Consider the following 23,420-nt stretch of genomic DNA (forward strand, 5'->3'; position numbering starts at 1 on the left):
TTACCTGGCCCTGATCATCGCTGATCGGGGCCTTGTCGTTTCTAAGGGCCGCTTTATCCACCGCATTCGGCGCAGGCAGAGAGGCTAGGCGGGTCTTCATGAACGCGAACCTTTGGTGGCGCAGAACCGCTTTATGCTCGTCAAATTAACAGCGTCGAAAGAATGCTGTTTTTAGCGCAGACTATAAAAAATAAGTTGAACGCATTGAATGCGTCAATGTCAGCCAGAACTGCTCTTTTGAAGGGTCATTCAACGATTAAACGATACAAGGTCATTCAAATCATCAGGTTATAAAGCGTTCCAGGCCATTGTCGCCGCTTGCAGCCCATTTGACACCCCCGATTTTCTTTGCAACTATTCAGTTGCCCGACTTATTTTGTAACGCATTGTCACTCTTTTCAGGCTGATAAAAGCGTTGTCTTAAAAAGGGCGGTAGCATGACGCCTTCTCCTGTCAGGTCTGAACATTGGGCCTGTGTCTGTTGTACCTAGTGTAATTTTTTGTGAAGAACACCTTCTCTAACCATGTCGTCTCATGGGCGCCGTGAATGAGCGCGTGTGTAGTGTGCTGCATGTGTTTCGCCTCGAATCGTGCAGGGACGCTGGTTCGCCTTATCAATCAGGTATTCGACATCCAGAACATCTGGACTGCACCCACGTATGAAAATGACGATGGAGCATCATTATGTTTGATAACTGTATGGAAACAGCCTGCGGTTGCGTGGTGGGAGGTGCCGGGCTCGCGGGCATGGGCTTTTTGTTCTACGCCCTGAAGAGCGGCGCGATGCCCGGGCTCGCTGCCAAAGGACTGATTGTCATTGATGCAAGCGACCAGCCCGGGGCGGGTGCGCTGGGAGATTACCGGATTACTGCCAACTCGGTAGGCGATGTATTCATCGATTGCCTTCGTGATCCGGCATTGCGCGAGGTGTTCGAACCCCTTGAGTACTCGGCAGCCTATTGGCGCATCAAGGCGCAGGCACAGAGCGCGCCACAGCTGTCGGATGTGGGCCTGCTCATGGCCGAAGCAGCCAGGCTGGTGCTGGACCACATCGTGCAACGTTATGGCGTAGAAGTATGGTCCGGCACGCGCCTTGATGAGGTGATTTGCGAGGGCGACGAGTTCTGTCTGCACGTTGACAGCGTGTACGGCAAAAGAAGCGTGCGCTGCCAGACGCTGGTACTCAACCTGGGCGGGCGCCAGGATCCACAACACCTGATCGATGATCTTGCCCGGCAAGGTCTGACGCTGCCGGACACCTGCACTATCCAGAGCGCTGACCGCTTGTTGCGCATGAACGCGGTGCAGTTACGCGAAGTATTTGCCCCGGCGCTGGCCGATAACGGGCGTATCACCATCGTCGGGGGATCTCACAGCGCTTTCTCGACGCTTGAGAATCTGGCGGATGCACTGGAGTTTGCTGGCTTGCAAGAACTGTCACTGGTTCACCGAAGCAGTATCAGGCTGTTTTACGAAAGTGCTGAACTGGCGCACGCAGCCGGCTACGCATTCGACGCGCAGCTTGATGTCTGTCCGGTTTCAGGTCGGATCAACCGTTCCGGAGGCTTGCGTTACCGTGCCCTGGAGATCGGGCGCGAAGCGCTGCAAAGTGGCCGCGTAGGCAAAACCGGCGTGCACGTGCAGATGGTGCAGACACTGGGCGGACGCCCCGATGAACACGAGCAGGCACGACGTGTCCTGGCTGACTCGACTGTGATCGTGCAGTGCTCTGGTTATCAGCCCGTGTTGCCCAGACTGAAGGATGCCGATGGCAACCTTGTCAGCTTGCGCGAGGCCAAGGGGGGACTCGACTCGGACGCTGGCGGCTGCCCGTTCGACCAGCACGGTCGTCGAATCAAGGGCCTGCATCTTTTCGGTCTGGGCGCCGGACTGGGCGTAGACCCGCAATTGGGCAGCGAACCCGCCTTCGACGGCCGGATATACGGCGTCTGGCAGTTTCATCATGATGCCAGCCGAGTGGTACTGGAGGCGGTCACGCGCAGGCTCGCTCATCAACCTGTAGCTGCCGAGACGTTCATTTCGGAGGGGTTCATGCAGGCGGCTTTAGGCCTTCAGGCCGGTTAGGCCGGTGCAGCAGAGAAGCGCAGAATGGCGGCCATAAAAAACGGCGTCCCAGGGACGCCGTACGGCCGGTCTGCCAATAAACGGCAGATCAGCATTGAATAAGGGGGTGGTGCGGGAATTATTGTGGGTCCTGGTTGGGAGCCAGTTCTGCCTGGATACGTTTGTAGATTTCTTCACGATGCACTGAAACATTTTTAGGTGCATTGATGCCCAGGCGGACTTGAAGCCCTTGAACGCCAAGAATCGTGACGGTGATCTCGTCACCGATGTTTATGCTTTCGCCTACTTTGCGAGTGAGTATCAACATAATCTTTTCCTTGATGGCCTCTTGAAAACGCCTCTCTCAAGAGGCTGGCGTTTGCCTTTGCGTGGTGATTGTTGCCGAGTGCATCCAAATGCATCCGTCTTATGACGTCGCACAGGTGAATTAAATTCCCTCGGTTCATTTTCTTGTCATCGAGATTTGCATCCCGGATACGACGAGTGCGCCAATTCTGCCCGTTTCGACGTGAAAATGCCCGTATTTACTGGCGTCATATAAAAAGTAACGTCAGCCGCTGCACCGTTCAGGGTCGTCATCGTCTCGGTCGACGGTGCTGCTCAAGCCATTTCGATATGAGTACAAGCGTAGGCACGACTTCACCAGATTGCCCGGGCTTTCTGAAAATTCAAATGAAAGTGGCGAACGAGTGTGTAGGAAGGGGCTGCGGATCACCGTAGTGTCCATGCTGATGCGGTGTATAGCGGGGGGCTGGGAAGGGTGATGCACAGGTGTGAGGCGGGGCCAGGCGTTCGCGGGCTGCAGCTCCCGCGAAGGCCTGGTCCGGGGTTTACACCGCCATCGACAACAGCATGATGAAAATCAGGCCGACGACCGAGAGGATGGTTTCCATCACTGTCCAGGTCTTGAAGGTCTCGGCAACGGTCATGTTGAAGTACTGCTTCACCAGCCAGAACCCGGCGTCATTGACGTGCGACAGGATCAACGAACCTGCACCGGTTGCCAGCACCAGCAGTTCGCGATTGACGCCTGGAATCAGGCCGACCACCGGCGCTACGATGCCGGCACCGGTAATGGTTGCCACAGTCGCCGAACCGGTTGCGATGCGGATGACCGCCGCTACCAGCCAGGCCAGCATGATCGGGTTGATCTGCGCCTGCACAGCCATGTGCCCGATCACGTCACCGACGCCACTGGCCACCAGCATCTGCTTGAAGCCACCGCCTGCGCCCACGATCAGCACGATTGCCGCCACCGGAGCGAGACTCTGGTCCAGCAGCTTCATGATCTTGCTGCGGTCAAACCCGCGCGCGGCACCAAAGGTGTAGAACGCCAGCAACAGCGCGGCAAGCAGGGCGGTGATCGGGTGACCGATCAGATCCATCCAGATGCGGAACATGTTGTTTTCCGGCAATACCACGTCGGCCAAGGTCTTGAGCAGCATCAGGAAGACTGGCAGCAGGATGGTCACCAGCGTGATGCCGAAGCCTGGCAGGTTGTCAGTGCTCGACTCCTTGGCAATCTGGTCCATCAGTTCCTTGGACGGCGTACCGGGGATACTTTTGGAAATCCAGTTACCGAAGATCGGGCCAGCGATGATGGCGGTTGGCAGAGCAACGATCAGTCCGTAGAAAATGGTCTTGCCGATGTCTGCACCGAAGATGCCGATGGCCAGCAACGGACCCGGATGCGGTGGAACCAGACCGTGCACGGCTGACAGGCCTGCCAGCAGCGGAATGCCGATCTTCACGATGGGCACGCCGGTGCGTCGCGCGACAATGAACACCAGCGGTATCAGCAGGACAAAACCGATCTCGAAGAACAACGGGATGCCCACCAGGAAGGCAGAGAACATCATTGCCCAGTGCACTTTCTGCTTGCCGAAGGTGCGTATCAGCGTTTGCGCAATCTGGTCTGCGCCGCCCGAGTCGGCCATCAGCTTGCCGAGCATCGTGCCCAGGCCAAGGATGATACCGACGAAGCCCAGTACGCCACCGAAGCCGTCCTGGAAGGATTTCATGACTTTTTCGACCGGCATTCCCGAGGTCAGGCCAAGAAAGCCTGCCGCCAGGGTCAGCGCGACGAAAGGGTGCACCTTGAAGGTGGTGATCAGCAGCACCAGGCCGACGATGGTCACCAAGGCATCGACGAGCAGGAACGTCTCATGGGTCATACCGAACATGGGTGTCTCTCCGGTTTATTGTTTTAAGGAACTGTTAACAGCGCCGACTTCAATCGTGTGTGCGCAAGACAGCGCTGTCTTTTGCACTCACACCTTTATCAGGCGTGAGAGCCTTTCCACCATGCTGCGGCTTGTTTGCCGATGACATCGATAGGCTGGGACGCGTCCACGATCAATGTCAGCGGTTCGCCATAGGGCGGTTCGAGGGTCGCGAACTGGCTGTCCACCAAGCTGGCGGGCATGAAGTGCCCAGGCCGGTGCGAGCAGCGTTCGCTGGCGAGTTCCTTGCTGAGTTCCAGAAAAACGAAACCCAGGCCAGGCACCGCATCACGCAGGCGCTGGCGATAAATGAGCTTGAGCGAGGAGCAGGTCAGCACCGGGTGTTCACCGTTGGCGAGGGCGGCAGCCATCTCTTCGCCCAGGCGGGTCAGCCAGCCGGCACGGTCTTCGTCGTTGAGGGGGGTTCCGGCGCTCATCTTTTCGATGTTGGCCGGTGGATGGAACGCGTCGCCTTCGATCAGACGGCCGCCGCTGTTCAGGGCAATCTCGGCACCCACGGCGCTTTTGCCGCAGCCAGACACACCCATCACCACAAGGGCGGAAATAGCAGTATTCGCAGTTGTCACAGTAGGCACCTCATCTGGAGACAGCGCTGTCTTCTTTCGGGTGGACATGAGTCCCAGCCCGGGCTGTTCCAGTTATTTGTCGTTGTTTTGGGCTCATCAATAAGCATGGGAGGCTGTTCTCCGCGGGACCCGAACCGGGCAACCCCTGTGAAACCAGCGATAAAGCATTGTCACGTTCCATGAGACAGCGCTACCTTATGGGGCATTCGACACATTTGGCAACCCTTATGTTAGTTGGCAACGCATGATACGCATTGGTTCCCGCTCTACCGGTCGCCCCACGCTCAATGAAGTGGCGAAGCTGGCTGGTGTCTCTCCGATCACTGCCTCGCGTGCGTTACGCGGTATCAGCACCGTGGCGCCTGAACTTGTGGAAAAGGTCCGTGCTGCGGCGCAGGGCCTGGGTTATGTAGCCAACCCGGCCGCCAGGGCACTGGCTTCTTCCTGCAGTCAGACCGTCGTGGTGCTGGTGCCGTCACTGTCCAACCAGTTGTTCATCGAGACGCTGGAAGCCATTCAGGACGTGTTGCGCGTGCGGGGCCTGGACGTGGTCATCGGCAACTACCATTACTCACCTGACGAGGAAGAGAAGCTGCTGCGCAACCATCTGGTCAATCGCCCGCGCGGTATTCTGCTGACCGGTTTCGACCACACGGCAGCGTCTCGCCAGATGCTTGAAACCAGCGGCATACCCTGCGTGCACATGATGGAACTCGACACCCGCCTGGGCGCCTATTGCGTCGGGTTCTCGCAACAACAGGCCGGTGCTGAAGCCGCGCGTCACCTGCTCGGGCGTGGCCGCCGTCGGCTGGCGTACATGGCCGCCCAACTCGACCCTCGTGTACTGCAACGTGGCGCCGGGTTCCGTCGGGTGCTGGAAGACGCCGGGCTGTTCGACCCCGCGTTGCAGGTCTCGACACGCCAGGCCTCGTCGATCGGTCTGGGCGGGGAGTTGTTTGCGCGCCTGCTTGACCAGCATCCGGATGTCGACGGGGTATTTTTCTGTAACGACGACCTGGCACAAGGCGCCGCGCTGGAGGCCTTGCGCCTGGGCGTCACGATTCCCGAACGAGTCTCTCTGGTGGGCTTCAACGACCTGCCGGGGTCCGCGCACATGGTGCCGCGCCTGACCTCGATACGCACGCCCAGAGAAGAAGTCGGGCAGCGCGCTGCGCAGGTATTGCTGGGCCTGCTTGACGGGGTCACCCAGCAGCCTCTGGTGGATCTCGGCTTTGAGCTGGTGGTGCGGGAAAGCTCTTGAGGATTTTCCCCGGCCAATTCTCGCGAGCCTTCTCCGGGTCATTGCGCTGACCAATGGTAATGGCGCTCTGCGGGCTCGATGCCTTCGGGCTGGAGTGCCCGACCGCGCTGTCCTGCACTGCCAGCGATACCCTCATTCGAACGGTTCCGGCACATTTTGACTGTCATTTCTGACAGTACCCATCCCCCCGTGTTGAGTATTCAATGACCCTATGTTTTTGGCTCGGAGCGGCATAAGTGTCTTGGCCGCATCGTTGGATGACGGGGATATATCTTCTTATCTATTCCCCGTTCTGGCGGTCTTACAAGACCTATTGAAGGATCAGAGAAATGCAAAAAAAAGCATCTCAGAACGTTAGAGCCTTGACGCATATCGCTGACCCCGTCGGTTCGGGTGTGCCCTTGGACATCGCGTGGCTGACCGGCATTATCCCCCTGGGCTTTGTACCCGCACAGATCGCTATCAGCCCTGATGAAACCACGTTGTATGTCGCCCATGAAAGTGGCCGGGAAGTCAGTGTGGTCGACATCGCCAGTGCCAGCGTAACGGGCGCCATCAAGCGGGCAGGGGCCGGCGCGATTACCCTGAGCCCCGATGGTAAAAGGCTTTACACCATTGGCCAGAAAAGGTGCTACGTGGTCGATACGCGCCTGCGCGAAGTGATCAGGATACTCCCGGCAGCCAACGTCAACAGGATCCTGTGCAGTGCCGATGGCCGTTTTATCTGCCTGTCCTTTCAGAATGCGCTCGGCGGTTTGATTCGCCTGATCGAGACCGAGAATTACACGGTCGAAAACGAGTTCGATCTGGGCGCCCTGACCAACGCATCGCTGGCCCTCGGGATCAGTCCGTTGAACGACAGGTTTTACGCGACCATGCTGGTTGATCGCACCGCGCCTACCGATGTTCTTGCGATCAGCAAGGTCGATTACCTGCAGCATGACATTACCGGGTTTTCCGACCCACGTTCGATGGCCTTCAGTTCCGATGGCGCCTGGCTGTATGTCGGCGGCATCGACGAGGTCTACATCGTCGATGCCGCGACCAATAAAACCTTCTATCGGGAAAAAATCGGCACGCAGGGTTACCCGGTGAAAGTCATCGGCGTGACACCGGATGACCGCTATGTCTACGCAATCTACACCTGTAATTACGACGTTTACCGGATCGATACGGTGAAGGGCATCGCCACCTGCATTGCCTACTTTCCGTCGGTAGGCGGCGCTGTACTCAACAAGACCGGCACGTATATCTATTCCAGCCATCCGGACATGAGCTGGATCTCGATCTACCGGCTATGAAGACTCCTGCAGTGGCCTGGCTTGCGTGTGACCAGCCGGGCCGCCCGTCAGTCGGCGTCAAGTGCTGCGACACCGGCCTTGGCGACCTGAGCATCCTGTTCGGCTTTCACGCCTGAAACCCCCAGCGCACCGATTACCTGGCCGTCGACGATGACCGGCACACCGCCTTCCAGGGAAGTCAGCAGCGGAGCACTCAGGAATGCAGTGCGCCCGCCATTGACCATCTCTTCGTAACCCTTGGACTCACGTTTGCCGAGTGCCGAGGTGCGGGCTTTTTCGATCGCGATGTAGCTGCTGATCGGTGCGGCGTCGTCCAGTCTCTCGAATGCCAGCAGATGGCCGCCGTCATCAACGACGGCGATGGACACGGCCCAGGCATTGGCCCGTGCTTCATCGCGTGCGGCACCGAGCATCAGGCTGATTTCGGTCTGGGTCAGGACGGCTTTGATCTTCATGGGGTTCTCCGGAGCAGTGATTATTGAATAGGGTTCAGTGTGATTCAGGCGTGCCAAGCGCTGCATCGATCAGTTCGATCCAGTGCCGCACTGGCGTTCGGCCGGCGCTGGCCAGATGGGTCTGACAGCCGATATTAGCGGTGGCAATCACCTGCGGTTTGCCGCTCTCCAGTGCGTTCATGCGGTTGTCGCGCAGTTGACGGGCGATGGCAGGCTGGGTGATGGAGTAGGTGCCTGCAGAGCCGCAGCATAAATGACCGTCCGGCACTGTGGTCAGATTGAAGCCTAGACGAGTCAGGACACGCTCGACTTCGCCGCCGAGTTTTTGCGCGTGTTGCAGCGTACACGGGCAGTGAAACGCCAGGCGCTGATCGGTCTTGATGCCGAGGGTTTCCAGCGGTTCGTCGCGCAGCAGTTCGACCAGATCCTTGGTTCGCGCGCTGATCTGCCCGGCCTTGTCGGCATAGGCTGGATCATGGCGCAGCAGGTGGCCGTAATCCTTGACGAAGGCCCCGCAGCCGCTGGCCGTCTGGATCAGGCTTTCAACACTGCCCTGCAACGCGGGCCACCACGCGTCGATGTTGCGCCGTGCCCGGTCCAGCCCTGCCTCCTGTGCATTGAGGTGATAATCCACGGCGCCGCAGCAACCCGCCTGTCCGACCGCCGTAACGCCGATGCCCAGACGATCCAGCACCCGCGCCGTAGCGCTATTGGTGTTGGGCGACAGGCCCGGCTGAACGCAACCTTCCAGGAGCAGCACTTGGCGCGCATGACCGGTGTGCGGGCGAAGTCCGGCAGGATGGACCGTCTCCGGCAGCTTGGTGGCCAGGGTTTGTGGCAGCAACGGCCTGAACTTCAGGCCCATGCCGGTCAGGGATTTGAACAGCCCGGGGTGGGGGATGACGCGACGCAAGCCTTCACGCAGCACGCGTTCTGCGAGTGGCCGCGGCACCAGGGCCTCAACCGCCGCGCGGCCGATGTCCAGCAGGTTGTGGTAATCCACCCCGGACGGGCAGGTGGTCTCGCAGTTGCGACAGCTCAGGCAGCGGTCCAGATGCACACGGGTTTTCTCGGTGACCGGCTGACCTTCGAGCACCTGCTTGATCAGGTAGATCCTGCCGCGTGGACCGTCCAGCTCATCACCCAGCAATTGATAGGTCGGGCACGTGGCGTTACAGAAACCGCAATGCACACAACTGCGCAGGATACGTTCGGCTTCTTCGGCGCGCGGCAGGGTTCTGGCGTGTTCACTCAATGTGGTCTGCATGTTTCAAAGCTCCGCGTACAGTCGGCCGGGGTTGAAAATCCCCTGCGGGTCGAGTCGGGTCTTGAGTGCCTGATGGTAGCGCAGCACAGGTGCGGCCAACGGTTCAAACGGGCTGTCGACGACGCCCTGGCTGTAGCAGGTCGCATGGCCGCTAACCCCCATAGTGATCGCTCTAATGGTTTGTCCGTCAGCATCCGACTTGAGCCAGCGTTGCGCGCCACCCCAGTCGATCAACTGCTCGCCCGGCAGATCCGGCAGGCGGCTGTCAGCAGGTACACAGAGCCGCCACAGCGGCCGAGGGTCATCGAAGAAGGGCAGGCGGTGCGCATTCAACTGTTGCCAGTACGCGGCATCGAGCAGCTCGCCGCCGAGCCGGTCCCGGGCTGCGGCCACTGAACCTTCACCGCCTTCCAGGCGCAGACGCAGTACGTGGCCATCATGGCTGGCCGCGCTGATCGGTATCGGTTGCTGACCCCACTCGGCAAGGCGCGCCAAGGCCAGCGTGCTGTCCATTTCCAGTGCGATACTGCTGCACAGACGTGGTTTGGGCAGCACCTTGAGCGACACCTCGGTCAGCAGCCCCAGGCAGCCGAAACTGCCTGCCATCAGGCGTGAAACGTCATAACCTGCAACGTTCTTCATGACTTCTCCGCCGAAACGTAGGTGTTTGCCAAGACCGGTGATGATCCGTGTGCCCAGCACGAAATCACGCACCGACCCACTCCACGGACGGCGCGGTCCCGAGAGCCCCGCAGCGACCATGCCGCCGAGCGTTGCCGCGCCGAAGTCGGGCGGTTCGCAAGGCAGCATCTGGCCTGCGGCATCCAGCGTCTGTATCAGCTCGTTCAATGGCGTACCGGCGCGCGCAGTGATCACCAGTTCTGTCGGGTCATAACTGACGATGCCTCGGTGCTCGCGGGTATCGAGTATTTCGCCAGCCGTTTCACGACCGAGAGAAGCCTTGCTGTTGCCGCCCTGAATACGTAACGGCCGGTTATCGCGGAGCGCCTGATCGACCCGCTGGAGCAGTGCCTGGCTGACGTCGTTGTCCATCGTGCTCATCAGAAGCGCTCCAGGTCGGGGAACGGCAATTGCCCGGCATGTATGTGCATGGCGCCAAATTCCGCGCAGCGATGCAGCGTCGGGATGTTCTTGCCAGGGTTGAGCAGACCGCTGGCGTCGAATGCCGCCTTGATGGCATGGAAGAAGGTCAGCTCGTCGCTATTGAACTGGGCACACATCTGATTGATCTTCTCGCGACCGACACCGTGCTCGCCAGTAATGCTGCCGCCGACCTTGACGCACAGCTCGAGGATTTTGCCGCCCAGTGCCTCGGCGCGCTCCAGCTCACCCGGTTGATTGGCATCGAACAGGATCAGCGGATGCATGTTGCCGTCACCCGCATGAAACACGTTGGCGACGCGCAAGCCGTATTGCTCGGATAGCTCCCTGATGCTGCGCAACACTCCCGGCAACTCACGGCGCGGGATGGTCCCGTCCATGCAGTAGTAATCCGGCGACAGGCGACCCACGGCCGGGAAAGCGTTCTTGCGCCCGGCCCAGAAGCGGACCCGCTCGGCTTCATCCTTCGCCTGGCGCACTTCGGTAGCGCCCGCCAGTGTCAATACCTCGCTGACCCGTTCGCAATCGGCGTGCACGTCGGCTTCGACGCCGTCCAGTTCACAGAGCAGAATGGCTTCGGCATCGACCGGGTAACCTGCGTGAATGAAATCCTCGGCGGCACGAATCGCCAGATTGTCCATCATCTCAAGTCCGCCGGGGATAATGCCCGCGGCGATGATATCGGCCACCGCGCGTCCGGCCTTTTCCACTGAATCGAACGCCGCCAGCAGCACCTTGGCCACTTGCGGTCTGGGTAGCAGCTTGACCGTGACTTCGGTAATGACGCCGAGCATGCCTTCGGAGCCGGTGAACAGTGCCAGCAGGTCGAAGCCCGGCGAGTCCAGCGTGTCGCTGCCCAGTGTCATCGGCTCGCCTTCCACGGTCAGGATCTCGACCTTGAGCAGGTTATGCACGGTCAGTCCGTACTTGAGGCAATGCACGCCGCCGGCATTTTCCGCCACATTGCCGCCGATGGAGCATGCAATTTGCGAGGATGGGTCCGGCGCGTAATACAGGCCGTGGGGCGCTGCCGCCTGAGAAATGGCCAGATTGCGCACGCCGGGCTGAACCCGCGCCAGGCGCGCCGAAGGGTCGATATCGAGGATCTGATTGAAGCGTGCCATGACCAGCAGCACGCCTTTTTCCAGCGGCAGCGCGCCACCCGACAGCCCGGTGCCCGCCCCACGAGCGACCACCGGTACGCGACGTGCGTGGCACAGCCTGAGCAGCGTCTGTACTTCTTCCACATGCCGCGGTAATGCCACCAGCATCGGTGTGCTGCGATAGGCCGACAATCCGTCGCACTCGTAAGGCCGCAGTTCTTCGGGCCGATGCAGGATGTCCAGGTCGGGCAACTGCTGTTGCAGCGCCTGCAACAGTTGTTGCTTGTCGACGGCGGGCAGCACGCCATCGATGCGTTCGTCGTAAAGGATATTCATCAAGCCACCCTGGGTTGTTTTTATCGGGTTAATGCATCCTAGCTCATTCGCTACGAAGCTTGAGTTGACAGCGAAGGTCTGATCACGCAATTTACGCATTACGTAATGCGGTTACGAAAATAAAAACACGCACCCATGCGTCAGGCAGGCGACTCCCGTGGACCTATTCACTTATTACCGCTCGACCTCCAGTTACCGTGTGCGTATTGCGCTGGCCCTCAAGGGGCTGGATTACACGGCGGTTCCGGTCAACCTGGCGCTTGAGGGCGGCGAGCAAAACAAACCTGATTACACGGACTTGAACCCGCAGGGCAGGGTGCCTGCGCTGCGGCTGGACGATGGAGTGGTCATCACTCAGTCACTGGCGATCATCGAATACCTGGAGGAGCGTTATCCGCAACCTGCGTTACTGGCGCAGGAGGCCGTGATGCGAGCTCGACAGCGTGCCGTGGCGGCGCTTATCGGCTGTGACATCCAGCCCTTGCACAACGTTTCGGCGCTTGACCGGTTGCGCACGCTTGGTCACGACGAGGCCGCTGTCGTGGCCTGGACCAGGCATTGGATCGGCCAAGGCTTGCAGGCCGTCGAGCAGTTGATCGGGGAGCAGGGTTTCTGTTTTGGCTCGAGCCCCGGCCTCGCGGATATTTACCTGTTACCGCAGTTGTACGCAGCCCATCGTTACCACGTTGACCTGACTGCATTTGCGCGTATTCAGCGGGTCGAGCATCTGGCCATGCAGCACCCGGCCTTTCAGCAGGCACATCCTGATGCACAATCGGACAAGCCGGAGTAGGCTGCCTTCATGAAGATTCTTGGTCTGCAACTGATATTCGGTGATTTTCTCGCACGCAGCGTGCGAGGGATTCCGTGTGCGCCGCCCGCAGGACAGTGATTGCCAGGGTTACCCACTCTCACTTTCCTGCAAGGAGCCAGTCATGGCTGATCTTTACGAAAATCCAATGGGCCTGATGGGCTTTGAATTCATCGAGTTCGCGTCACCGACGCCCAACAGCCTTGAGCCCGTGTTTCAGATGATGGGCTTCACCAAAGTCGCAACGCACCGCTCCAAGGACGTGTCCCTGTTTCGTCAGGGCGCGATCAACCTGATCCTCAACAACGAGCCGCACAGCCTGGCATCGTACTTTGCCGCCGAGCATGGTCCTTCGGTATGCGGCATGGCGTTCCGCGTGAAAGATGCGCAGAAGGCTTATAACCGGGCACTCGAACTGGGTGCACAACCGCTGGAAATCGCTACCGGGCCCATGGAGTTGCGCCTGCCCGCGATCAAGGGCATCGGTGGCGCGCCGTTATACCTGATTGATCGCTTCGGCGAGGGCACGTCGATTTACGATATTGATTTCAATTTCATCGAAGGCGTCGATCGCCACCCGGTCGGTGCCGGTCTGAAATTCATCGATCACCTGACCCACAACGTGTACCGCGGGCGCATGGCGTATTGGGCCGGTTTCTATGAAAAGCTGTTCAATTTTCGCGAGCTGCGTTACTTCGACATCAAGGGCGAATACACCGGCCTGACCTCCAAAGCCATGACCGCCCCGGACGGCATGATCCGCATTCCGCTCAACGAAGAGTCGTCCAAGGGGGCGGGGCAGATTGAAGAGTTCCTGATGCAGTTCAATGGCGAAGGCATCCAGCATGTAGCGTTCTTTACCGATGACCTGATCAAGACCTGGGACGCGCTGAAAGCAACCGGCATGCGCTTCATGACTGCGCCACCGGACACCTACTACGAGATGCTGCAAGGCCGCCTGCCCGATCACGGTGAGCCGGAGGCCGAGCTCAAGTCACGCGGCATTCTGCTCGATGGCTCTTCCGAAGGGGGCGAGCGTCGCTTGCTGTTGCAGATATTCTCCGCCACGCTGATGGGCCCGGTGTTTTTCGAATTCATTCAGCGCAAGGGCGACGACGGGTTTGGCGAAGGCAACTTCAAGGCGCTGTTCGAATCCATCGAACGCGACCAGATCCAGCGTGGTGTACTGACGCCGGATTGAGCGATAACCGGAAGTGCCCGCCTTGCGCGATCAGACGAGCCTGCTCAGGCTCGTTCTGAGTCATTTGTGCTTGAGCACGTCAGCCTGCCGATTGTGAGACGAGACATAACGCTCGGTAAATTCATGCGCCGGCATGGGACGACCATACAGATAGCCCTGACCCTCGTCGCACACATAATGACGCATCAGACTTTCCTGCTCGCGGGTCTCTATGCCTTCTGCCGTGACCTGGAGATTGAAGCCGTTCGCCAGCCTGATAACGGCCTCGATGATAACTTCGTCTTTTTTGCTGCGCTCAACGCCACTTACGAATGAGCGGTCGATTTTCAGCCGTGTCACCGGATAGTCTTTCAGCAGGCTCAGGGACGCATAGCCGGTACCGAAATCGTCGAATGCAATGCCCACTCCCAATGAGCGAAGGTGGCGCAGCGGTTCCATGATGCGCTGTTCGTTTCGCAGGATGATGTTTTCCGTGATCTCCAGCTCGAGAGCGTGTGCTGGCAAGGAAAAGTCTTCAAGCGCACTTTCAACCATTTCCGCAAAGTCACGCATGCGAAACTGCGCGGCGAACAGGTTGACTCCGATGCGGAATTCGTCACAGCCGGTATTTCTCCATTGCGCTGCCTGCTCACAGGCTGAACGCAGGATCCATTCGCCCACCGGCACCGCAAGAAGACCTGCTTCCAGTGCAGGTAGAAAAACCGCCGGGGACACCACACCCAGTGTCGGATGGTTCCAGCGAATAAGGGCTTCGGCTCCGGTAATACGACCGTCCGCAAGGCGTACCTGAGGCTGATAGTACAGCTCGAACTCTTTGTTGGCCCACGCCTGACGCATCGATGAGCTGAGCGCGCCTCTTCTTGACGCGGTCTGTCGATGCTCGGAGGTGAAGGTGCGAACAAGGGAACGTCCGTCAGACTTGGCCTGGTAGAGCGCCAGATCCGCATTGCCGAGCATTTGCTCCTCGTCGTAGTCGCAGCCGGACCTTACGGAGACGCCGATGCTGGCGCCGATGTAGATTGAATTGTCTTCAAACTCAATCGGTTCCTCGATGACCGCGATGAGCTCCAGGCCCAGCCTGGTCGCGTTGTCAGGGTCTGCCGTGTCTGACAGGAACACGACAAACTCATCGCCGCCCAGACGCGCGACCATATGGCTGGCCGGGACGTTTTCGCGAAGACGAAGAGAGGTCACCTGGAGCACAAAATCCCCCGCAGCGTGGCCCAGCGTGTCGTTGACGTCCTTGAAGCCGTCCAGGTCGATCAGCAGGATGGCCGCCGAAAGCTGTGCGCCGCACGCTTCCTTGATCCGCCTTTTGAGCGTCGATCGGTTGGCAAGGCCGGTCAGATGATCGTATTCAGCCGCATGCTTGAGTAATTTGTCCGCCTCGACACGCTGGGTGATGTCACGAATGATCGCTCCGAATTGTGGCTCGCCGGCATACGTCCATTGTGAGAGCGAGAGCTCGATGGGGATTGTATGACCGTCGCGATGGATGGCCGTCAGGTTGATGGATTTTCCGATAATGGAGGCCGGGCCGCCTGCAGACACCCTCGACAGACCTGCATGATGTCTGGAGCGCATTTCGGGCGGAATAATGATATCGAGAGGCTTTCCCATGGCGTCCTCGGATCGATGCCCGAAAATGAGCTCGGCCGAATTGTTCCATGAGATGATCCGGTTTTTGCTGTCCGAGCAGATGATCGCGTCGGGTGAGGTCGAGGTGATATTCATGAAGCGGGCGTGGCTGTCTTCATTCTCGAGCTCGAGCCGACGCAATTCCATTCTTTCGATGACCATGACCGCCAAGTCCTGAAGAATCAGTTGGTCTCGCTCAGAGAAGGTCTCCCGAGGTTTATTGTCGATCAGGCACAGGCTGCCCAGCACATGACCGCTGGGGGTTATCAGTGGCGCCCCGGCATAAAAGCGAATATAGGGAGCGCCTATCACCAGAGCGTTTGAGCTGAACCTCTCATCCTGCAATGCATCAGGCACCAGAAAAACGTTACGGCCCATCAGCGCAAAATTACAGAATGAGACGTCGCGGCCCGTTTCGCAGACATCGAGGCCAACGCGCGCCTTGAAGAATTGCCGGTCGCGATGAACCAGAGAAATCAGAACAATGGGCGCGTCGAAAATCCGCGATGCCATTTGCACGATCTGATCGTATTCATGCTCAGGTGGGGTATCCATCAACGAAAAAGCATTCAAAATCCGAATACGCTCTTCGTCGTCATCGCCGACTGGGTAAGTACTCATTTGAGGTCATCGCTATAAGCTGATCGCGCCTGAAACGCGAAGCGATCGATGTACAATGCCGCTGTGCCGGCATCGGTGAAAACACCCTGCCAACACGCGCTTGCGCCATGCCGGAAAAGCAAAGTTCGATACATTGCAGCACCTCTCACAGTAGTGTATCGGTAGCTGTCTCTAGCAGCTTAGAAGCTGTATCGTCAAAAAACCGAATACCTGTAATGACTTCTTGAGCAACTAGCCTGCGGGGCATTCATTCAACTAAGCCCCGCGTGACCTCGGTGTAACAACGTGTTCGGGTGAGTGGCGCTAAGGTATGGAAACTGCATGGCGGGGTTCACTGCCAATTTGATGACAACCCTATGAAACGGCTTTCCTTTATTTCGACGAGGCTTACACCTTCGGCGCTCAGCAAAGCGTTGATCGGCTTCATTGCCCTGGTCTGTCTATCGCTGACCCTGGCTACCGTCTGGCAGATGAACCAGTCGAAGCTCGAGCGCGCGGCCACCGCCAGGATTGCGGTGTCCAATATCGTGCTTGCCGCTGAGCAGCAGGCTCAGGACACCCTGCAACAGGCTGACAATACGCTGCGTGACCTTGTCGAGCGTGTGGAACAGGACGGGGTCGCAGGCCAGCAGCAAAGCCGCTTGACCAGGCTGATGGCTCAAGACCTGATAAACGTCAAAGGGCTTCAGGGGCTGTTCATCTACGATGCTCAGGGCAACTGGGTCGCCAATTCCTTTGCCAATGGCGTGCACACCAGGAACAACGAAGACCGCGATTACTTCATTTACCATCGCGATAACCCTGACCCGTCCATTCATGTAGGGTCTATCGTAGAAAGCCGTAATACCGGGGATATGGTCATCCCGGTCAGTCGGCGTATCAATGCTGCGGATGGCAGTTTTGCTGGCGTTGCACTGGCCACCGTACCGGTGGCTTATTTCCAGGCGTTTTTCCAGCGCATGGATGTAGACGACAAGGGGGTAATCTTTCTCGCTCTGAGCAATGGTGACCTGCTGGCACGGCGGCCTACCTTAACCGCACTGATGACCACCAATGTCGCCAAGGGCGATATCTTCACTCGCTATCTGCCCTACAGCGACAGCGGCACGGCGGTGATCAACTCCGTGGTGGACGGGGTGGAAAGGATCTACGCCTATCGGCGGGTGTCCGGGTTGCCGATCGTCGCCGCTGCAGGCGTCTCCTGTCAGCATGTGTTCGCGCCCTGGTGGGCCTATGCACACCGGTCCATGACCATCACCGGCATCATTATCCTTGCGCTGGTTTTGCTTGGCGTCCTGCTGTACCGGCAAATCCAGCAGTTGATCAATGCGGAAGGTGAACTGAACATCGCCAGGAACGAGCTGGAGATCATCGCTCACACGGACAGCCTCACGCACCTGGCCAATCGACGCTGCTTCGATGCGGCCTTGCAGCAGGAGTGGGGGCGGGCGAGCCGGAATACTGCAACTATCGCGATCATTCTGCTGGATATTGACTGGTTCAAACAATACAACGACACCTACGGTCATCTGCAGGGAGACGACTGCCTGAAGCAAGTGGCTGGGCTCATAGGCAACAGTCTTGACCGGGCTGGGGATATCGCGGCACGTTACGGCGGCGAGGAGTTTGTCATTCTGCTGCCTGAAACCGACCTGGCGGGGGCGCTGAAGATCGCGGAAAAAATCAGATCATCCGTTGAAAACACTCGTATAGATCACTCGGCCAGCCCGCTGGGCAAACTGACCATCAGTTCGGGCGTGGTGTCGATCAACGCAGCAGAGAAGGATGGACATACCGCCGCGTTGGCGGAAGCGGATCGGCTGCTTTACCTGGCCAAAACCAAAGGGCGTAACCGCGTCGAAGGTCGGCTGATTCACGGCTGGCATGGAGCGAGCCATTTCGCCAGGGTATCAACCGCCTCTTCCTGAGTCAGTCTGACGGACGGCTACCGCCCATACGCTCGCTGATGGCCTGCGCCGTTTGCAAAAGCCGCCTGGCCGCCAGATTCTGCGTCTCGTCGTTCAACATCGATCCCGGCCCGACCACGGTGATCACCCCCACCAGCTTGTCACCCATGGCGAACAGCGGTGACGAGGCTGCATTGATACCCGGCATCAGCAGGCCCTGAATCTGGTGCACGCCGGTGGTACGAATCTGCTCGACATGCTGCTCGACCTCACGCAGCTGGCCGGTGCTCAGCAACGGCACTTCCTGCTCGCGAAGCGCAGCGGTTTCGCGCCCGTTCAGAAAGCTGTCGAACACCAGGCCGGTGGACGAGCCAAGCAGCGGCAGCACCGAGCCGATCTGCGTGACCAGCGTCACCGCACCCATCGAGGGCTCGACATACACCACGGTCGGCCCCTTGTTGCCCCATACCGCCAGAAAACAGGTCTGATTCAACTCGTCGCGCAGGCCAGCCAGCCAGGGGGCGGATACCTTCAGGACATCCAGCTTGCCGAGCGAGGCCAGCCCTACCTGCAACGCCTCGCGTCCCAGCCCATAGTGATTGTTGACGGCATCCTGTTCAGCAAAGCCACTGGCAATCAGCGCCTGCAGATAACGATGGACCTTGCTGGCGGGCATGCCCAGGTGTTCGGCCAGTCTCGACAAAGACGTGGCAGGGGAGAGTTCGGCGAGCGCCTTGAGCACGCCCAGCCCGACTTCGGCGGCCTGGACCTTCTGCTGGCGTCCGCCTGCGGGGCTTTCGGTTTGCTGGGTCATGGGATGCTGTGCGCCGATCGGGAAAGGCAGCTTTATAGCTTGACCGGCTGGCAAACTCAAATTACGTTATGCGTAATCTGTTTACGTTAAATTATATTTCCTCGTGTCTGTGTCCGACCCCACAATAACAAGAGGTCCAGATGGCTATCCACTCCAGTTCCGACGCACTGCTTTATCAGTCGGGCTTTGGCAACCAGTTCAGCAGCGAGGCGCTGCCTGGTGCCTTGCCGATTGGTCAGAACTCGCCGCAGAAGCATCCGCTGGGCCTGTATGCCGAGCAGTTCTCGGGCACCGCTTTCACGGTTGCGCGCAGCGAAGCCCGACGTACCTGGCTGTATCGGATCAGCCCATCGGCAGCCCATCCGCGTTACCAGCGCATGGATCTGCAGATCGCCGGTCGGGAGCAGGGGCCGATCAACCCCAACCGGTTGCGCTGGAATGCCTTCGATATCCCGACAGAGCCGACCGATTTCATCGACGGCCTCATCCCTCTCGCCAGCACCTCGGCGGCGGAGCAGGCCGAGGGCGTCAGCGTTTACCTGTACACCGCCAACATCTCCATGCAGCGAGCTTTCTTTAGCGCGGATGGCGAATGGCTGGTGGTGCCCCAGCAGGGCCGGCTCAGAGTCGTCACCGAATTGGGCCTGCTGGACATCGAACCCCTCGAAATCGCCGTCCTGCCGCGAGGTTTGAAGTTCAGCGTGCACCTGCTCGATAGCAGCGCCCGCGGATACCTCTGCGAGAATCACGGCTGCGCCCTGCGCCTCCCGGAACTGGGTCCGATCGGCAGCAACGGGCTGGCCAACGCACGTGATTTTCTGACCCCGGTCGCCTGGTTCGAAGACAGTCGCCAGCCAATGCAACTGGTGCAGAAGTTCCTCGGTGAGCTGTGGTCGACGCAACTGGAGCACTCACCGTTTGACGTGGTGGGCTGGCACGGCAATAACGTTCCCTACAAGTACGATCTGCGGCGTTTCAACACCCTCGGTACGGTCAGCTACGATCATCCGGACCCGTCGATTTTCACCGTGCTGACCTCACCGGGGGCTATTCACGGCCAGGCCAATATCGATTTCGTGATCTTTCCGCCGCGCTGGATGGTGGCGGAAAACACCTTCCGCCCGCCGTGGTTCCACCGAAACCTGATGAACGAGTTCATGGGCCTGATCGACGGCGCGTACGATGCCAAGGCCGAAGGCTTCATGCCCGGTGGCGCTTCGCTGCACAACTGCATGAGCGCGCACGGCCCCGATAATGTCACCGCCGAAAAGGCTATTGCCGCCGAGCTGAAACCGCACAGGATCGACAACACCATGGCCTTCATGTTCGAGACCGGCAAGGTCTTGCGCCCCAGTCGTCACGCGCTCGACTGCCCGCAACTGCAAACCGATTACGATGCCTGCTGGAAGGACATGGCCAGAACGTTTACCAGGGAGCCACGCTGATGAATACCGCGTTCAAGCGTCGTAGCTGGGTCGAATCTGCCAACGGGCATGCCGATTTCCCTCTGCAGAACCTGCCATTGGGCGTGTTCAGTCACGGCCAGACCGGCCCACGTGGCGGGGTGGCGATAGGCAACAGGATTTTCGATCTGCACGTGGCAACAGAATCCGGGGTGTTTCAGGGACAGGCCGCCGACGTTGCCGACGTTGCCAGCCGCGACCAGCTCAATGATTTTCTTGCGCTGGGTGCCGCAGCGCGTCAGGCATTGCGCACCGCCTTGTTGCAGTTGCTCGATGAAGACAGCCCGCAGCGCGACAGGCTGCAGGGTATGGCCGGTTTGTTGCTGCCGATGAGCGAGTGCACGTTGCACATGCCCGCTCGGGTAGGTGATTACTCGGACTTCTACGTCGGTATTCATCATGCGCTGAATGTCGGCAAGCTGTTCCGCCCGGACAACCCGCTGCTGCCCAACTACAAATACGTGCCGATCGGCTATCACGGCAGAGCGTCGACCTTGTGTCCCTCGGGTACGGCTGTGCGGCGCCCCAGCGGACAAACCCTGGCGGCAGGTCAGGAGTCGCCCGTTTTCGGTCCCTGCCAACGCCTCGATTACGAACTGGAACTAGGGGTCTGGATCGGGCCGGGAAATGTCCAGGGCGAGGCCATCGGGATCGATCGGGCCGCCGAGCACATTGCCGGGTTCTGCCTGCTCAACGACTGGTCGGCGCGTGACATACAGGCATGGGAATACCAGCCACTGGGGCCATTTCTGTCGAAGAGCTTCGCCACCACGATTTCGCCCTGGGTGGTGACTGCCGAAGCCCTTGAACCGTTTCGTCGCGCCCAACCGCCGCGTCCGGACGGCGATCCGCAACCGTTGGCCTATCTGCTGGATGACCACGATCAGCAGGGTGGGGCGCTGGATATCGAGCTGGAAGTGCTGCTGCTGACTGCACGGATGAAAGCCGACGGGCTGGCGCCTCACCGGCTGGGTCTGAGCAACTCGCTGAACATGTACTGGACAGTGGCGCAGATGGTCGCGCATCACAGCGTCAACGGCTGCAGGTTGCAGCCGGGTGACCTGCTCGGCACCGGTACGTTGTCCGGTCCCGGAGAAGGTCAGTACGGCAGCCTGCTGGAGATGACCGCTGGCGGCAAACAACCGGTGACCCTACCCAACGGCGAAGTACGGATGTTCCTGCAAAGTGGCGACGAGGTGATTCTGCGTGCCCGTTGTCATCGCGACGGGTATGCCTCGATTGGCTTTGGTGAGTGCCGGGGCGTTGTGCTCGACTGAGAATACCGTGCTCGGCTCCTGCAACGTCAGCGGGTTATTTCGTACCAGCCAAGAAACATGTCCAGCGTCGATTCGACCACCGTGTGCTGCTCCTCGGGGGTAAGCAAGGCCGCACTGAACGTTACCTGCGGCCAGAACGCGAACGACTTGAGCAATGCATGCATCTGCGTCGCGGCAAAGGCCGGGTCGACCGGTTTCAGACGGCCGTCTTTCTGCGCGGCGCGAATCCAGGCACTGAAGGTTTCTTCTCGCTCATTGATACGCGCCATCCACACCTGAGCCCGCTCGGGGGAGTGAATGGTCGCGCCGACCACCACGCGGGCCAGGTCGAGAAAATGGCTGTTGGTCAGGTTGCGCATCTTGCCCCAGAGCAATTCCCGTAACTGCTCGCGCAAGCCGATCTGCGGATGAAAAACCACTTCGGCCTGCGGTGGGGCGCAGCTCCAGAGGCGCTGCAGCATCTCGGCGAACAGTTCTTCCTTGCTGGGGAAGTGGTTATACACCGTACGTTTGGAAACCTCGGCCCGCGCGGCGATCCGGTCCATGCTGGTGATCTCGAAGCCACGATCGCCGAATTCGGCGATAGCCGCCTGGACGATGGATTCGCGTTTCTGATCGGTGAGGCGCATGGGTTCGGTCATAGGTTCGCTTCAAACGTGCGTTTAGAGAAAATTACACTCAGCAGTTTACTTGTCGCCGAGGATCATGCAAGCTTAAAACTACACCGTGTAGTGTAAAACACTGTTACATATTTTCCCTCGGACATCCTGCAACAGGATCACGTACGAAGTATGCACGGCTGGAGCCTCAACCTGCCCCCAGGAGTCAGCGAACCATGGCCTCGACACATCAGAAAAAGGACTCTTCTACACTGCCTGTCTTGTCCCGTCACGAAGGGAGATACCGCAATCACGCCACCATGAAGCCGTCGAGTCTGCTTCGCACGCTCGGTATTTTCTGGGATCAGGCGTTCAACAAACCCAAGGACACACGCCCGGCAGGCGAAATTCCGGTACAGCCGCTGTCGCGTCAGCAATTGCTGGCGGCACCGAACAACACGGTGTATCGCCTGGGGCATTCGACCGTTCTGCTCAAACTGCGCGATCAGTTCTGGCTTACCGACCCCGTGTTTGCCGAACGTGCCTCGCCCGTGCAGTGGGCGGGCCCGCAGCGCTTTCATCAGCCGCCGATCAGCCTCGAAGAGTTGCCGCCGATCAAGGCGGTGATTCTTTCGCACAACCATTACGACCACCTGGATCGTATGGCTATCAAGGCGCTGACCGACAAGACCGAGCACTTTCTGGCACCGCTTGGCGTGGGTGATACGTTGATCGAATGGGGCGTGCCTGCGCACAAGGTGCGTCAGCTGGACTGGTGGCAGTCCACCGAAGTGGCGGGCATCGAGTTCGTCGCCACGCCTTCGCAGCATTTCTCGGGGCGTACGCTGCTCGACAGCAACCGCACGCTGTGGGCGTCCTGGGTGATGATCGATGGCGATCAGCGGATTTTCTTCAGTGGCGACAGCGGTTACTTCGATGGCTTCAAGACCATCGGCGATCAATATGGGCCGTTTGACCTGACCCTGATGGAAACCGGCGCCTACAACGTCGAGTGGCCTGATGTGCACATGCAGCCCGAGCAGACGCTGCAGGCGCATCTGGACCTGCGCGGTCGCTGGTTGCTGCCGATCCACAACGGCACCTTCGACCTGTCGATGCATGCCTGGCACGAGCCGTTCGATCGCATTCTGGCCCTGGCCTGGGAGCAGAATGTCTTGATCACCACGCCGATGATGGGCCAGCCGTTTTATGTGCAGTACCCGTGTCGGGGTCTGACCTGGTGGTTGGGCGTGGATGAGGTGGTTGAGTCTGAAACCGCACAGACGGAGGGCGCAGAACCCTGCAACTGCCGTCGTCAGAACGCCTGAAAACCAACTCTGGTAACGATGA

General features: G+C 59.3%; 19 protein-coding genes. 9 read left to right on the forward strand and 10 right to left on the reverse strand.

What is annotated here, in order from left to right; genetic code table 11:
* The first annotated feature begins 684 nt into the window (after positions 1–684).
* Complete coding sequence (locus BT119_RS21870; RefSeq protein WP_072366917.1) at positions 685–2,085, forward strand: pyridine nucleotide-disulfide oxidoreductase; 1,401 nt, start codon at positions 685–687, stop codon at positions 2,083–2,085.
* A gap of 118 nt (positions 2,086–2,203) precedes the next feature.
* Here BT119_RS21870 and csrA read toward each other — a convergent pair whose 3' ends face one another.
* The 3 genes from csrA to BT119_RS21885 all read right to left on the reverse strand — a co-directional run bounded on the left by csrA (position 2,204) and on the right by BT119_RS21885 (position 4,855).
* Complete coding sequence (gene csrA / locus BT119_RS21875) at positions 2,204–2,392, reverse strand: carbon storage regulator CsrA (RefSeq protein WP_002554157.1); 189 nt, start codon at positions 2,390–2,392, stop codon at positions 2,204–2,206.
* Between the two features lie 523 nt (positions 2,393–2,915).
* Positions 2,916–4,268, reverse strand: a complete 1,353-nt coding sequence (locus BT119_RS21880) for a GntP family permease (RefSeq protein ID WP_003436276.1) — start codon at positions 4,266–4,268, stop codon at positions 2,916–2,918.
* Between the two features lie 98 nt (positions 4,269–4,366).
* Complete coding sequence (locus tag BT119_RS21885) at positions 4,367–4,855, reverse strand: gluconokinase (protein WP_003344097.1); 489 nt, start codon at positions 4,853–4,855, stop codon at positions 4,367–4,369.
* Between the two features lie 283 nt (positions 4,856–5,138).
* Here BT119_RS21885 and BT119_RS21890 point away from each other — a divergent pair, with 283 nt between their 5' ends.
* Together BT119_RS21890 and BT119_RS21895 are read left to right on the forward strand one after the other, a co-directional pair.
* Entirely contained in the window at positions 5,139–6,155 is a 1,017-nt protein-coding gene (locus tag BT119_RS21890) for an HTH-type transcriptional regulator GntR (protein WP_054081606.1), read from the forward strand.
* A gap of 329 nt (positions 6,156–6,484) precedes the next feature.
* Positions 6,485–7,456 carry a YncE family protein gene (locus BT119_RS21895; protein ID WP_003370412.1) on the forward strand — a complete coding sequence of 324 codons (972 nt, stop codon included), beginning with the start codon at positions 6,485–6,487 and terminating at the stop codon, positions 7,454–7,456.
* A gap of 47 nt (positions 7,457–7,503) precedes the next feature.
* Here BT119_RS21895 and BT119_RS21900 read toward each other — a convergent pair whose 3' ends face one another.
* From BT119_RS21900 to glcD, 4 genes are read right to left on the reverse strand one after another with little or no spacing between them, the layout of a single operon-like run.
* Complete coding sequence (locus BT119_RS21900) at positions 7,504–7,911, reverse strand: heme-binding protein (RefSeq protein ID WP_003436282.1); 408 nt, start codon at positions 7,909–7,911, stop codon at positions 7,504–7,506.
* Positions 7,912–7,945: 34 nt separating this feature from the next.
* Complete coding sequence (glcF, locus tag BT119_RS21905) at positions 7,946–9,178, reverse strand: glycolate oxidase subunit GlcF (protein ID WP_072366918.1); 1,233 nt, start codon at positions 9,176–9,178, stop codon at positions 7,946–7,948.
* 3 nt (positions 9,179–9,181) lie between these two features.
* Positions 9,182–10,240, reverse strand: coding sequence for a glycolate oxidase subunit GlcE (gene glcE / locus BT119_RS21910; RefSeq protein WP_072366919.1), 1,059 nt, complete (start codon positions 10,238–10,240; stop codon positions 9,182–9,184).
* On the reverse strand, positions 10,240–11,739 hold the full coding sequence (glcD, locus tag BT119_RS21915) for a glycolate oxidase subunit GlcD (RefSeq protein ID WP_058416935.1): 1,500 nt from the start codon (positions 11,737–11,739) through the stop codon (positions 10,240–10,242). The genes glcE and glcD overlap by 1 nt, the downstream gene beginning before the upstream one ends.
* Before the next feature lie 157 nt (positions 11,740–11,896).
* Here glcD and maiA point away from each other — a divergent pair, with 157 nt between their 5' ends.
* Together maiA and hppD are read left to right on the forward strand one after the other, a co-directional pair.
* Positions 11,897–12,532, forward strand: a complete 636-nt coding sequence (gene maiA, locus BT119_RS21920; RefSeq protein ID WP_003436293.1) for a maleylacetoacetate isomerase — start codon at positions 11,897–11,899, stop codon at positions 12,530–12,532.
* Positions 12,533–12,674: 142 nt separating this feature from the next.
* Positions 12,675–13,751 (forward strand): 4-hydroxyphenylpyruvate dioxygenase, encoded by a 1,077-nt coding sequence (hppD, locus tag BT119_RS21925; RefSeq protein WP_003370421.1) that lies wholly within the window; start codon positions 12,675–12,677, stop codon positions 13,749–13,751.
* A 60-nt stretch (positions 13,752–13,811) separates the two neighbouring features.
* Here hppD and BT119_RS21930 read toward each other — a convergent pair whose 3' ends face one another.
* On the reverse strand, positions 13,812–16,010 hold the full coding sequence (locus BT119_RS21930; protein WP_024662293.1) for a putative bifunctional diguanylate cyclase/phosphodiesterase: 2,199 nt from the start codon (positions 16,008–16,010) through the stop codon (positions 13,812–13,814).
* Between the two features lie 356 nt (positions 16,011–16,366).
* Between BT119_RS21930 and BT119_RS21935 the strand changes: the two genes are divergently transcribed.
* Complete coding sequence (locus BT119_RS21935; RefSeq protein WP_058397947.1) at positions 16,367–17,938, forward strand: sensor domain-containing diguanylate cyclase; 1,572 nt, start codon at positions 16,367–16,369, stop codon at positions 17,936–17,938.
* A gap of 1 nt (position 17,939) precedes the next feature.
* On the opposite strand, the gene BT119_RS21940 is transcribed toward BT119_RS21935, so the two are convergent.
* Complete coding sequence (locus BT119_RS21940; protein WP_024662291.1) at positions 17,940–18,731, reverse strand: IclR family transcriptional regulator; 792 nt, start codon at positions 18,729–18,731, stop codon at positions 17,940–17,942.
* A 140-nt stretch (positions 18,732–18,871) separates the two neighbouring features.
* On the opposite strand from BT119_RS21940, the gene hmgA reads away from it, so the two are divergent.
* Together hmgA and fahA are read left to right on the forward strand one after the other, a co-directional pair.
* Complete coding sequence (gene hmgA, locus BT119_RS21945; RefSeq protein ID WP_058416937.1) at positions 18,872–20,176, forward strand: homogentisate 1,2-dioxygenase; 1,305 nt, start codon at positions 18,872–18,874, stop codon at positions 20,174–20,176.
* The gene (fahA, locus tag BT119_RS21950) at positions 20,176–21,471 is read left to right on the forward strand and encodes a fumarylacetoacetase (protein ID WP_072366921.1); all 1,296 of its coding nucleotides are present in this window, start codon (positions 20,176–20,178) and stop codon (positions 21,469–21,471) included. The genes hmgA and fahA overlap by 1 nt, the downstream gene beginning before the upstream one ends.
* 26 nt (positions 21,472–21,497) lie before the next feature.
* Here fahA and BT119_RS21955 read toward each other — a convergent pair whose 3' ends face one another.
* Positions 21,498–22,112, reverse strand: coding sequence for a TetR/AcrR family transcriptional regulator (locus tag BT119_RS21955; RefSeq protein ID WP_003370440.1), 615 nt, complete (start codon positions 22,110–22,112; stop codon positions 21,498–21,500).
* A 194-nt stretch (positions 22,113–22,306) separates the two neighbouring features.
* Here BT119_RS21955 and BT119_RS21960 point away from each other — a divergent pair, with 194 nt between their 5' ends.
* Positions 22,307–23,398 (forward strand): MBL fold metallo-hydrolase, encoded by a 1,092-nt coding sequence (locus BT119_RS21960; RefSeq protein ID WP_072366922.1) that lies wholly within the window; start codon positions 22,307–22,309, stop codon positions 23,396–23,398.
* The last annotated feature ends 22 nt before the right edge of the window (positions 23,399–23,420 follow it).

The organism is Pseudomonas sp. NFACC10-1, from assembly GCF_900119195.1.
Lineage (GTDB): Bacteria > Pseudomonadota > Gammaproteobacteria > Pseudomonadales > Pseudomonadaceae > Aquipseudomonas > Aquipseudomonas cerasi.